The sequence below is a fragment of the Xanthomonas sp. CFBP 8151 genome (assembly GCF_011761885.1).
GTDB classification, from domain to species: Bacteria; Pseudomonadota; Gammaproteobacteria; order Xanthomonadales; family Xanthomonadaceae; genus Xanthomonas; species Xanthomonas arboricola_B.
Genome location: NZ_JAASQZ010000001.1, coordinates 1,822,074 through 1,834,155 on the forward strand (window position 1 = coordinate 1,822,074; position 12,082 = coordinate 1,834,155).

12 protein-coding genes and 1 other RNA gene are annotated in these 12,082 nt (G+C 60.6%); 9 read left to right on the plus strand and 4 right to left on the minus strand.

The window, feature by feature from the left end; translation table 11 throughout:
• Positions 1 to 54 precede the first annotated feature (54 nt).
• A complete protein-coding gene (gene zupT, locus FHT08_RS07740) occupies positions 55 to 873 on the minus strand; it encodes a zinc transporter ZupT (RefSeq protein ID WP_104537337.1) in 819 nt (272 codons plus the stop codon).
• Positions 874 to 1,204: 331 nt separating this feature from the next.
• On the opposite strand from zupT, the gene FHT08_RS07745 reads away from it, so the two are divergent.
• Positions 1,205 to 1,280, plus strand: a non-coding RNA gene (locus FHT08_RS07745) — sX9 sRNA.
• 4 nt (positions 1,281 to 1,284) lie between these two features.
• Here FHT08_RS07745 and FHT08_RS07750 read toward each other — a convergent pair.
• Positions 1,285 to 1,707 carry an energy transducer TonB gene (locus FHT08_RS07750; protein ID WP_104537338.1) on the minus strand — a complete coding sequence of 141 codons (423 nt, stop codon included), beginning with the start codon at positions 1,705 to 1,707 and terminating at the stop codon, positions 1,285 to 1,287.
• Positions 1,704 to 2,060 carry a 4a-hydroxytetrahydrobiopterin dehydratase gene (locus FHT08_RS07755; RefSeq protein WP_104537888.1) on the minus strand — a complete coding sequence of 119 codons (357 nt, stop codon included), beginning with the start codon at positions 2,058 to 2,060 and terminating at the stop codon, positions 1,704 to 1,706. The genes FHT08_RS07750 and FHT08_RS07755 overlap by 4 nt, the downstream gene beginning before the upstream one ends.
• Before the next feature lie 89 nt (positions 2,061 to 2,149).
• Between FHT08_RS07755 and FHT08_RS07760 the strand changes: the two genes are divergently transcribed.
• The 6 genes from FHT08_RS07760 (at position 2,150) to FHT08_RS07785 (ending at position 10,284) form a co-directional block, all read left to right on the plus strand.
• Positions 2,150 to 2,749, plus strand: coding sequence for an NfuA family Fe-S biogenesis protein (locus FHT08_RS07760; protein WP_104537339.1), 600 nt, complete (start codon positions 2,150 to 2,152; stop codon positions 2,747 to 2,749).
• 13 nt (positions 2,750 to 2,762) lie between these two features.
• On the plus strand, positions 2,763 to 4,556 hold the full coding sequence (locus FHT08_RS07765) for a transmembrane repetitive protein (protein WP_166774731.1): 1,794 nt from the start codon (positions 2,763 to 2,765) through the stop codon (positions 4,554 to 4,556).
• A 156-nt stretch (positions 4,557 to 4,712) separates the two neighbouring features.
• Complete coding sequence (locus tag FHT08_RS07770; RefSeq protein WP_033837295.1) at positions 4,713 to 5,933, plus strand: site-specific integrase; 1,221 nt, start codon at positions 4,713 to 4,715, stop codon at positions 5,931 to 5,933.
• Positions 5,934 to 5,952: 19 nt separating this feature from the next.
• Positions 5,953 to 7,464 (plus strand): site-specific integrase, encoded by a 1,512-nt coding sequence (locus FHT08_RS07775; RefSeq protein WP_236730793.1) that lies wholly within the window; start codon positions 5,953 to 5,955, stop codon positions 7,462 to 7,464.
• Positions 7,461 to 9,794, plus strand: coding sequence for a hypothetical protein (locus tag FHT08_RS07780; protein ID WP_055026678.1), 2,334 nt, complete (start codon positions 7,461 to 7,463; stop codon positions 9,792 to 9,794). Before FHT08_RS07775 ends, FHT08_RS07780 begins: the two co-directional genes overlap by 4 nt.
• Positions 9,787 to 10,284 (plus strand): hypothetical protein, encoded by a 498-nt coding sequence (locus FHT08_RS07785; protein WP_033837294.1) that lies wholly within the window; start codon positions 9,787 to 9,789, stop codon positions 10,282 to 10,284. Before FHT08_RS07780 ends, FHT08_RS07785 begins: the two co-directional genes overlap by 8 nt.
• A gap of 64 nt (positions 10,285 to 10,348) precedes the next feature.
• On the opposite strand, the gene FHT08_RS07790 is transcribed toward FHT08_RS07785, so the two are convergent.
• Positions 10,349 to 10,573, minus strand: a complete 225-nt coding sequence (locus FHT08_RS07790; protein WP_029819464.1) for a helix-turn-helix transcriptional regulator — start codon at positions 10,571 to 10,573, stop codon at positions 10,349 to 10,351.
• Between the two features lie 82 nt (positions 10,574 to 10,655).
• On the opposite strand from FHT08_RS07790, the gene FHT08_RS07795 reads away from it, so the two are divergent.
• Both FHT08_RS07795 and FHT08_RS07800 read left to right on the plus strand, forming a co-directional pair.
• The gene (locus FHT08_RS07795; protein ID WP_144080876.1) at positions 10,656 to 11,009 is read left to right on the plus strand and encodes a hypothetical protein; all 354 of its coding nucleotides are present in this window, start codon (positions 10,656 to 10,658) and stop codon (positions 11,007 to 11,009) included.
• A 357-nt stretch (positions 11,010 to 11,366) separates the two neighbouring features.
• Positions 11,367 to 11,864, plus strand: a complete 498-nt coding sequence (locus FHT08_RS07800; protein ID WP_166774732.1) for a 3'-5' exoribonuclease — start codon at positions 11,367 to 11,369, stop codon at positions 11,862 to 11,864.
• Positions 11,865 to 12,082: the final 218 nt, after the last annotated feature.

The window sequence follows — 12,082 nt, forward strand, 5'->3', positions numbered from 1 at the left end:
CGTACCCGGGCGGTGCTGGCGTCGTCGTGTCGGCGGCCGCGGCTCGGCCGGGCGCTACGGCGTGGCGAAGCGGAACAACACCAGGCTGATCGCCAGCGTGCCCATGCCGGCCACCAGGCCATAGACCGTCTCGTGGCCCTGCGCGTAGCGCTTGGCCGCCGGCAACAACTCGTCCAGCGCCAGGAACACCATCACCCCGGAAATCAGGCCGAAGACCGTGCCGAACACCGCTTCGGACAGCACGCTGGACAAGGCCAGGTAGCCGATGCCGGCGCCGATCGGCTCGGCCAGTCCACTGAGCAGGCTGGCGCCGAAGGCATAGAACTTGTTGCGCGTGGCGAAGTACACCGGCACCGCAATGGCGATGCCCTCGGGAATGTTGTGGATGGCGATGGCGAACGCGAGCGGCATGCCGACTGCGGGGCTTTCCAGTGTGGCGAAGAAGGTCGCCAGGCCCTCGGGGAAGTTGTGCGCGGTGATGGCGATGGCAGTCATCAGGCCGACCCGGCGGATATAGGCACGGTTGTCGTCGCGGAACAGCGGATCGTCGCTGGACAGGCTCTGGTGCGGGTTGGGCACCAGGCGGTCGATCACCATGATCAACAGCATGCCGGCCAGAAACGCCAGTGTGCCGAAGGTGAAGCCGAGCTTGTCGTTGTAGGCGATGGAAAACGAGGCGATCGACTTGTTGAGAATCTCCGACAGCGACACGTACACCATCGCGCCGCCCGCGAATGCCAGCCCGAACGCCAGCAGGCGCGGGTTGGGCTTCTTGGAGAACACGACCATCAGACTGCCGAGTCCGGTCGCCAGGCCAGCGGCCAGCGTGACCGCAAATGCGGTCCAGACATTGTGGGATGACACTTCGAGCATGTGACGCACGACCTCGTGGAATAGAGCCTACCCGGCAGGGGGCGTGGCGACTGCTGCTGCGCACTCTTTGCATCACCACACTGCGGCTGCAGGATGGCCATGCCTGGATGACGAACGCGTGGTGTCTAACGCGACAACCACGGCAAGTGCACGCTGCCACCACGCAAGCGCACTGGTACCCGGAGTTGATGCGGGCTGTTCGTCGCGCCCAGCGCTGCGCGCCGGCGAGTTGCCGCGGCCGCTCTTCGCGCAATGCGTCGAAGGCGGCTTAGAGCGGCTTAAAAACTACCGCGACGCCGTCAGTCGGGCGCGACCGGTGCTCGGAATCGGCGTGTACCACTCGTGCATTCCGGCGCCTGTGCGCTGTCCGCACCCGGCTGACGACCGCTCGCTACGTTTTGTTAGCCGCTCTTATCCGCCCCGACGCGCACGCTCTTCGATGGCAAAGCATTCGTCCGGCCGCGGCACCGGTGGCTTGAACGCGACCGGCACCTGGATCGTCTGCGGCACTGCCTGGCCATTGCGCGTGGCGGCTCGGAATTTCCACTCGCGCACGCGTTTTTGCGCTGCTTCGTCCAGCACCGGCTGACCGCTGCTTTGCGATACCGAGACCTCGGTCGGGGTGCCTTCGACACCGACCACGACCCGAAGCACGGAGGTGCCGCCGATGCCGGCACAGGCCAGCTGCGGGGAGTATTCCGGCGGGGGGGTCTTCAAGGCGGCCAGTTCGGTCGGTGCCACCGCCGGTGCGGCAGGCTGCTGCGACGACTTGCCACACCCGCTGATGCCGACGGCAATGAACAGGCCGGCGAGGGCAGCGCGAGACAGGGTCATGGGGTGGCTCCTTGATCGTAAAGCTGGGCGGCCTTGGCCGCACAGATGAAGTCGTTTTCGCTCAATCCGCCGACATCGTGGGTGGAATAGCGCACCACCACGCGGTCATAATGCACGCCCAGGTCGGGGTGGTGGTCTTCGCGGTGGGCGATCCACGCCAGCGCGTTGACGAAGGCCAGCGTGCGGTAATAGTCGGCAAAGCGGAATGTGCGGGTGATCGCGGTGCCCACTTCGGCCAGCTCCCAGCCCGGTACCTGCGGCAGCAATTCAGCCAGGCGTGCGTCGCCGAGCTTGTGGTCACTGCCCTTGCGCGGCAAGCAATGGGCGTGCTCCAGGGGAATCAGATCGGTCATGACGGTCTCGCAGGGGTGGCGGACGGCGCGTTCACTCAGGATCACGGTGTTCCATGAGCGCAGGCGCATTGAGCGGTAGAATAACCCGCATGATCCAGATATCCGACAAAGCCCAAAGCTATTTCCGCAAGCTCATCGAACGCGAAGGCGTGCCTGGCATGGGCGTGCGCCTGAGCGCGGTGGACGCGGGCACCCCGCGTGCCGACGCCCGGCTCGAGTTTGCCGAACCGGCGGACCTGAGCGGCGACGAATGGGCGATCGACTGCGACGGCTTCACCTTGTATATCGTCGCCGCCAGCGTGCCCTGGGTGGATGGCGCCGAGATCGACTACGTCACCCAGTCCACCGGCAACCAGCAGCTCACCATCAAGGCGCCCAAGATCAAGGGCGAAGCGCCGGCCGATTCCGCATCGATGGTGGAGCGCGTGCGCTGGGTGGTGGAGAACGAGATCAACCCGCAACTGGCATCGCATGGAGGCCGTGTGGCAGTGCAGGAGGTCTCGGCAGAGGGGGTCGTGCTGCTGCGCTTCGGTGGCGGTTGCCATGGCTGCGGCATGGCCGATGTGACCTTGAAGCAGGGCATCGAGAAGACCCTGATGGGGCGCGTGCCCGGCGTGATTGCGGTGCGCGACGCGACCGACCACGCCACCGGCGACGCGCCGTATATCCCGCGCGACAGCGCGGCCTGATTCCGCGCCACCGGTGACCACGGCCGCCGATCTGCTGCAGGCACTGCGCGCGCGCATGCCGGGCAAGCTCATCCTGGATCGGCGTACCGGTCTACCTTACGGCTGGGCAACCTGGATGAGCAGCCGCATCGGGCCGGCGGCTGCGTTCGACGATGACCAGGTGATGGGGGTGCTGCTGGCACGGCCAGCGCCGCCTGCAGGTGCTGGCATGGCGTTGCTGTTGTCGCCGTTCCAGGCATTTCGCAGCCTGTGGTGGCAGCACTGGGAGCCGCGGCCGAAAGACCAGCGACCGCAACACTGGCTGGCGCTGCTCGGCAGCCTGTTGATCCACCTTGGCTTCATCGCACTGCTGATCTGGGTCGTCACGGTGCGCTGGGCGCCGGATGACACCAAGACCGGCGACGAATCGCGGGTGCGCATGACCTTCATCGGCGACGGTGCGGCAGAGCAGGGCGGTGGGCAAGGGCAGCCCGCTGACGCTGCGCAGGCCGCCTCGGGCGATGCGGCTTCGGCGCCGCCGTCCGGTGCATCCGCTGCGACCGGCAGGCCAAACGTATCGAGCGCCGCGCCGTCGGAGCCTGCGCCTGTCGAGTCCGTCGATCCTCCTTCAAATGCTCCCCAGGCCCAGGACATTGCACCGGAACCGGTGGCTGCCGCTGCCAGCGAACCGGTGGCCCCAGAGGTGCCACGCGTGACCGTACAGGTGCCGCCGGTCACGATCGAATCGCCGCTGCAGGTCACCGAAACACCGGTGGCCACGAACGACTTCGTCGTACCGCCACCGCCGACGATTACGGCGGCTCCGCGTCCGGTCGAGCCGGTGGCGCCGCAGATCGAGGTGCGCCAGCGCGATATCCAGACCGTGACCGAGCAGCCGCAACTGCGCGAATTGCAGCGTCCCGCAGCGACCGTCGCGATGCGCACTGCCAACGCACCGACGGTGCGCGAGCGGGAGATCGTCGTGCTGGACCGGCCCCAGGTCGTTGCGCCGTCGGTGCGCAGCCGCCAGATCACACCGACGGTGCGCATGCCTGACGTGGCCATTCGAACGGCCGAGTTGCCAAGCGTGCCGGACCCGACGCCCCAACCGGCACCGGCCGGGCCAGCCCAGCAGACGCCGACGACTCCAGCGCCGACGTCGGTAGCTGCGGCAACGCAACCATCGGCGGCGTCCACGCAGCCCAATCAGGCACAGGCGAATTTGGCGCGATCGGCGCAACCCAGCAGCACCACGGCGGCAGCCGCAACCAAGCCGGCGACCAGTAATGCCGGCCCGGCGCCAGCAGACCGCAGGGGCGGCTGGGATGTTGCGTCCAATGCAGACGACTGGAGCAAATCCGACCGTCATCGCGCCGGTGAAACCACAGGCGCCGATGGAGCGCGCAACGGCATGTTCAACGCAGACGGCAGCGTTCACGTCGCCGCCGGAGCCGGCGATGCCGGCAACGGCGCCGGCGACCGCGGACCGCCGGGCAGCGAAACGGACACCTGGACCCGCGACCAGATCGCCCAGGGCGGCACCTGGCTCAAGCGTCCGCCGTACGGCTACACGCCGACCTCGCTGGACAAGTACTGGATGCCGAACCAGTCGCTGCTGCAGGAATGGGTACGGCGCGGCCTGAAGAAGATCGAGATCCCGATCCCGGGCACAACCACCAAGATAAGCTGCGTGGTGTCGCTGCTGCAGTTCGGCGGCGGCTGCGGCCTGAGCGACCCAAACCTCAACGATCAGCCGGCAACAGCCAGACCGCCACCGGATGTGCCGTTCAAGGGGGAGCTGCAGGAAGACGATGGGGCTCTGAGGTAGTTGGCTGCCAATCTGCTTCTGACATAATATACATTATGCGAAAAAGTGGTACTTCCCTTAGTGTTGCATGGAGGACCGCTTTTAGCTCCTTTTGACCGCAACAGTAAGCAGGATTAATGGTACAAATCAGGTTGCTTGGCTTGTTGGGATCTGCCTATGCTCTGCCTGCTCACAGATCCTCTGGTTCCAAGCTCGCTACGCGGTGCCTTGCTTATTGATGATGTTCAAAGGTTGCCACGGTACTGGGCTGGCGTTTGGGCTTTGATGGCCAACCACGACCTCGCCGCATCCAGCCAGATCAAGAAACTTCGGTACATCGAGAATCTGTACGGTCATGCGGACCGTCTGTTTGGCAGCCATGCGCTAGATGACGCGTTGGGCAGCCTGAACGATGCCGTGCTCGCCGACATCCTGGAGTCCTGGTTCATATCGATCCGAAATCAACCCTCCGTGGGCCCAGCGGACGAGTCGCGCTGGCGAGCTGGGCTTGAATTCGTCGTGTCGATCGTTACTTGGTTGTCCAAGACAACGCTCTCGACCGACCGCCTCCGACAGATCGAGGCCCGATTGCATCGCTTGTCCCATCTGTACAGGCAACTGCACATCCGTCAAAGCAGGCACACGAATCAGGTCCGATCGCTGCCGGCGAGCGTAGTCCAGGCGTTATACGAAGTCCTGGACCCATCATCTGCCAGCAATCCCTTTCCACGCAGGCATACCCGGTGGCTCGCCTTCGTGGCCTTCCTGTTGATGCTCCACCAAGGCCTTCGACGCGGCGAGTTACTGCTCCTTACCGCGGACGTGATCAAAAACGCCTTTGATGAAAGACAGCAGCGATCCCGTTGCTGGTTGAACGTGCAAGAAAGCCAATATTCCGACGACGATGATGATCCGAGGTACTCCAGGCCCAGCATCAAGTCGGCGAGTTCGGTCCGTCAACTGCCGGTGAGTGACGCGATCGCTGGGCTGATCCAAACCTACGTCGAAAACTATCGAGGAAAGCCAAGTCACGCCTTCCTGCTGAACACACAGCAAAACAGCCCGTTGTCGACAGAATCAGTGACAAAGATGTTCGCAAAAGTATCCGCCTGCCTGCCACCGTCGATCCGCCAAGAATTGAAGGACCGCAGCGGAAAACAGTCCGTCACACCCCATGACCTCCGCCACACGTGCGCGGTGGTGCGGCTGAATCAATTGCTCCAGCAAGGGGACTCGATGGACGAAGCCCTGCAGAAGTTGCGCGCCTTCTTCGGTTGGTCCCGAGAGTCACAGATGCCAGTTCGCTACGCCCGGGCAGTGTTTGAAGATCGCCTCTCGTCAGTCTGGAACGACGCGCTAGATGAGAGAGTTGCGGTTCTAAGAGCAATCCCGTCCTAGGCCACGCTTGGAGCGCAACATGGCTAGAAGTGAAAATGTTCAATGGCAGTTGGAAGCTGGGGCTCACGAAATAGTTGCTCAACTACCGTTGTTGCCTCCGGTGATTCGGTACTACGACGATTTCGACGAAAAGCAACGATCAATTCGAGATCCAACCACTGCCAAATGTTTTGCGGTCCATATCGATGGCCGCGTTGTCAAAGTTGGTTTTGATCATTTGCCCGAGCAACTCGCCCTGTTGATAAAACACGTCTTCTTGTACCTCCTGGGTGAAGGACTGGCTCCATCGTCGGCAAGCAAGTACGCCCTTGGCAGCAAGGCAATCGGCGAGGCAGGAATCGTCAATTTGTTGGGGGTGGCACCAACAGAAATAGGATCGTTCTGGGCGGCATTTTCTGCACGCGGCCTGCCGGCGGAAGCGTACGCGTGCGCGAAATCGATCCTTCGACTGCTATGCAAATATCGACTCAACCAATGGGCTGACTCCTATCACGACGTCATATCCGCCCTACCCCTCCCCTTCAAAGACAAATACGCCGTCGTTCGGTCCGGCGAGGCCTTTATTTCGGCGGGCGATGAAGCTGCGGTAGTTCGGTTTTTGGATGAAGCGGCGATCCAGGCCGAAAAGTCGTTGCTGGCTCTCGAAGATGTGCAAGACGCTGCAATGTTGCTTTGTGCGTACCAGTTCGCAATGCGACCGGTTCAGATTGCAATGCTCACGTTTAATGACGTAAAAGTTCGTCGAGAAGGCGTCGACATGCTTGCGTCCGTCCACATCACATTCCGCATGGCAAAGCAGCGTAGTTCCAGTGCCACCAAGCCGCTGCTTAGGCGAGTGAAGCGCGAGTGGACCCCTCTCTTCGTCGAGATAGATCGGCGCTTTCAGGCTGATGGTGATGATGCGGGCGCTAGGGTGTTCGGCGCCACATCCGCTAATGAAGCAAGTCGTCGTATCAGCTCTCTACTTCGCGATCTGCTCGAGCTCGGCGCGACTGCCGTCAATCTGCGGCACACAGCCGCTCAACGCCTCGTTGACGCCGGCGCAAGCCAAGAGGAACTGGCCGAGTTCCTTGGGCACTCTGATGTGACGACTGCGCTCGTGTACTACGAAACATCAGCCAACCAGGCTGAGCGGGTGAACAAGGCACTGGGAATCTCCGAGATCTATCAGCGCGTGGCTCGGATCGCCCACGATCGGTTTATCGGTCCAGAAGAGCTCGCTCAGTTGAAGGAGTCTCAGCAGATCGGCGGAGCGCCACATGGTGTTCCCATCACGGGGATCGGTGGATGCACTTCCGGACAGGCTGCGTGCCCCTACAACCCGATCTTGTCCTGTTATGGCTGTCGAAAGTTCATGCCGATTTACGACGTTCAGATGCACTCGAGAGTTCTAGCCGACTTTCGGGGTGTGGCGCGGTTCTTCCATGACTCATCCCGTGGCGACGCGGTTTCGCCGGCCTATCTACAGCTTGAACGGACGATCGCAGAGGTTCAGGCAGTGGTGGTTGAGCTCGAAGGTGCGCCGTCTTGAATCCCCACTTCTCCGCTTTCATCAAGCTCGGAATGGAGCTGGCCGCGACGCATGGGGTTCCTTGGGAAATTCCTCTGGACCAGAGCGGCACGGCGATCAAAGGGTATGACTGGGACCTCACTGCGTTAGCAGGAGGCGTCGCACCCAAGCATCGCTTGCGCCACTTCAGTTCGGAACGTTCGGCACTTGAGGCGCTCAACGCAGCCCACTCTTCTAACGGGCTGCCGGTTCTGCCTGCTCGCACTTTTTCGCCCGCATGGCAAGACCTCATCAAAGCTGCCGTCATGGAGCAGCTATTTGTTCGCCGCAATTCGTTCGGTCACATCGCCAACAACGTGGTACGTCCCTTGCGCGTGATCGCTACATGCGCGGGAGGCACCGAGCCGTGGGGTGTCACTGTTGACGAGATGGCTCTCGCGGTTCGTACCGGCAACAGCATCCAGGCATCCGGCAAGCTTGGCGACTTGATCGCGGGACTGACCAAGGTGTTGTTTGATACCAACCACTTGGCCGATGTGGGACCGCTCTACCCTGCCCTCGCCGCCGCCCGTCTCCAGCCCAGAGCCACTCGGCGGTCCAAATTTCTCAATTCTCAAGCGGAGATTCGGCACAACCTGGAAGAACGCAAACGCGCTGAGCGCCTACCCGAACGTCGCGCGTTCTGGGAGTTGGTTCGGATCGTCATGACCGAGCAGCCCCAGACCTTCGTGGACGAACTGCGCTTTGCAGCCATTCGGATCATGATCTTGACGGGCTTCCGAATTGGAGAGGCCACGCTCCTTCCCGCTGAGTGGCGAACGGACCGGCACTACTACGACTCGAAGCAGCGGCCTGCCGGGGAGCTAGGTGGGTATTCCCAATCGCTCATGATCCGACACTTCGCCGAAAAGCAGCAGGCAAAGAATGCTGATAGCAAGGTGCTCATCGCCAGGACTCATTACGTTCCCCAGATGTTCGAGGAGATCGTGAGCGAGACCTTGACCCGTGCTGCGGCAATCACCAACCCGCTACGAAACACGCTGAGGAAGCAGACTGAAACAGGGCGGGTTTTGCCAGACTTCGCGCTCAGTGAGCTGGTGCCGACCACGAAAATCTACACCCGCCTCTCCGGAAACGCCTTCTGGTTAGACCTGGCCGAGGACAAAAAGCGGTATTGGATGCATAAGTGCCGTCAGAACTATTCTGCTGATTGCTTCGACGAGCTCCACAAGGTTCAAGAGAGCTTGAACGCTAGTTTTCAAGGTGAAATGAGTGCGACCGCTCGCATGTACTTTCGCCGGATGGCGCGATTTGAGGCCAAAGATGGTGGCGCATTGGTGCTGAGAGACGTTGAAGGCAGGGCAGTCTCACCCAACGGAAGGCGCGACATGAGCAAGGTCTTCGTGAGAATCGGAGATCTTGAAAATTACCTTCGTGTCGCGGCAGGCTCAAAGTTGCCGGACACTGAGCTTTTCAGTCTGACCGATCGCAGCTTTGCTTCCTGGGAATTTCTTTTCTTGCATCCGAAACGATCCTTGGCTGAGGAGCGAAACAATGGAGTCTGCGATGTCACCCGATACGTCTCCGTTGGTCGGCCTGATACAAGCTTGGTCAATCTTTCCCTTGGCGAGCAGAAGTCCCGTGACACGTTGTTCAAACGGTATGGGCAATCTGACGACGACAAGGACCTGGTACTCACCTCCCACACCCTGCGTCACCTACAGAACACCGAGCTTTTCCGTCTCGGCGTGGCCGACACCATCATCTCCAAACGCTTCAATCGCCGCAGCATGGCCCAAAGCTACGAGTACGATCATCGCAGCCTGGCGGAAGAGCTGGATCAACTCGAACTGCCTGCAGACGTGGAAATGGCGCTCGGCGAGAAAGCCAGCACTGTCGCGAAGATGATCCAATCCGGGAAAGCCAGCGGTCCAATCGTGGATGCGTTCAAGAAGATCCAGAGCACCGAGGGTGACACCGCCGCGTTCGAGTTCCTGAAGGTTGAAGCGGACGGTTTTCACGCGACTCCCTACGGGCATTGCCTGAACAGCTTCACTGTCGATCCGTGTCCAAAGCATCTTGAGTGCTTTTCCGGCTGCCGCCACCTTTCGGCAACTAACTTGCCGGAGAACCGCCGTCACCTGCAGACGCTCGAACTCAAGCTTGCCGCGGCTGTCGAGACCGCTGAGGCCAAACCATCAAAGAGCATCGGTCGCACGAACCAGATTCAGCATGCCAGGATTCGGCTTGACGGCGTGCGTACGCTCTTGGCGACCAAGCAAGGCGAAAAGCCATTTCCCGATGGTCCCGACCTCTCCCTTCCTCGCCGCACCGGAGTCATGGATGGATAACGACAGCTTGAAAGAAACCGGATCCGATTCTGATCCAGAAATGCGCCGAGTGCTGGAAGACCTGCTCTCGCGCGACGAGGACATTACCGCTCGGGCCGTTGCGCGATTACATCCGCGAATCAATGCGGCATCGTCGATCACCCGGAGCGTCGAACGCAGCCACATGCTTGCGCAGTATCAGGAGCGGCAAGCCGAGTTCCGTCGTTGGCGTGGCAGGCCGGGCAAGCTCTCCGGTGTCGCTGCGGCCAGTGCCCTGGCAGATCGCGACGTGCGCATCGCCGAGCTCGAATCGCAGGTCGCCCTGCTAACGGCGTCCCACGTCGCGATGATCCGTGCCGTCGGCGAACTGGGCGGTTTCAGCAAGTGGTCGCAATTCTATGAGTCCTACCAAGCTTCGAGAAACAAGTTGGCGCAACTTGGTGCCCTTCCCAGCGCGGACCTAACTCCTTTGCGTGTCCCGAGCAGGACCAATGGAAAGCCTGAAGCCTGACTATGCCAGCGTGAGAAAAATTTGGCGCCCGGTCGCGAGAGATCTATGCGACGCCGGATGACCACTACAAGCCGGCAAGCTCGAAAACTTCTGAAACCTTGACATTTAGCCCATCGGCGAGGCGTGCCAAGGTCCCTATGGTGATGTTCTTCTCGCCTCTTTCGATGGAGCTGTAGTACGCCCGGTGCATCGAAATTGAGTCCGCGAACCCCTCTTGGCTAAGGCCAGCCGAACTCCTGAGGCTACGCAGGGCGGCGCCCAATCGAGCGGCAAACTTGTCGTCAGTCATCTGACAAGGATTTGGCCTTGCTACTTCTGTAGCTACCACCTCATAGGTAGACTACATATATGTATCAGTCGATTGCCAGCCCATGCCGCTTCTACTGCTCGATTCTGAACTTGACGTCCTTATCCAATTTGAAGCTCCGGATCATGTGCTTGCTGCACTTCACGAGCAGTGGGCTCGACTCTTGCACGAGCCAGAGCGCGAGATCTTCGTGGCACAAGTCACCCGACGATTGCTTCCTGTTCTTCTTGACTGTCTAGACTGGGATCTCAAGACGCCAACTCCGGCCCAAATCTCCTTTGCAACTTCAGTTGCCAAACAGCTCGGGATTGATCTGCCGGCGGACGTGCTTCAACGTAGAAGTGCGATGGGAGAATTCCTCGACAGCTATGGACCTATCCGGCGTCGCGCGAGATATACACAGGGGCAACGCGCATGACAAATGAGCCACCAAATTCCGATGGCCAGTCGAAGGTCGACGATCAGCGGATAAGCGCAGATGTACTCCCTTTCAGGCTGAAGGGTGAAGTCAGCGACTACGACGCTAGGGACATAAAGGCGCTTGAAGGGCTCGAGAAGATGCGCAAGCGTTCTGATGTGACTTGGCTTGGAGGGAGCGCAGTACCTATTGCAGTGCTGCACGAGCTCTCTCATATCTTAGACAATCACCCGGAGCTTCGAGCAATGAGGATTCTCGACCACAATGGCCACGAAATGACCCTGTGGACCGGAGATCTTCCGAATGGATATGGCTAGTTCTTTTTTCGATTAAGAATCATCGAATAGTAGGAAGTGCATGCGATTATTCCTGGATTGCGAATGGGCAGATTTGCTTGAGACGGAACTGGTGAGCATCGCCTTGGTCGGCGAAGACGGGTCGAGCTTCTTTTATGCCGAGTGCGAGCAGCTTCCTGCACCTGCGCCCTTATTCGTGCAGCAGACTGTCTACCCGCTCCTGGAGCGTGGCGTAGCTGCAATGAGCGCCCTAGCCCTAACCCGGGCGCTTCGCGATTTCGTTGGTGCCGCATCAAACCCAATCGTTGTCGCAGACTATCCGCTGGACTTCGAATTATTTCGTAGTGCACTGGATGGCACTGGCCTACTGGCCAGCGAGAGAATGGATCTAGGCCCTGCGCCAGATTTTGAAATGCAACTGGCTACCGGCTATTCATTGCAAGCGGCTATAGAAGCCAGGTTTTCTACCGATCCAATGGTCGCGGCTCATAGGCACCACGCGCTGGTTGATGCGCGAGTGCTTCGGGATGCGTGGCTTAGTATGAGAACAAGCAGCTGAGAACCCAGGGCTTTTGGAGCCCCGTTTCTCGCGCAGGTTCATCGGCTGGTCCGTCAGGCCGCCGCTTCATCGCGAACTGGTTGTTGGGGCCGTGATGTGTCCGACTACATCAAGGGGTTCTACAGGGCAGCTCTAAAAACCCCCGATCCTTGGCATCATAGTTCCACCGCCATCCAGGGTAAGAGCCGATGATCAGTCTGTTTGCCGGGGCCGAGCGC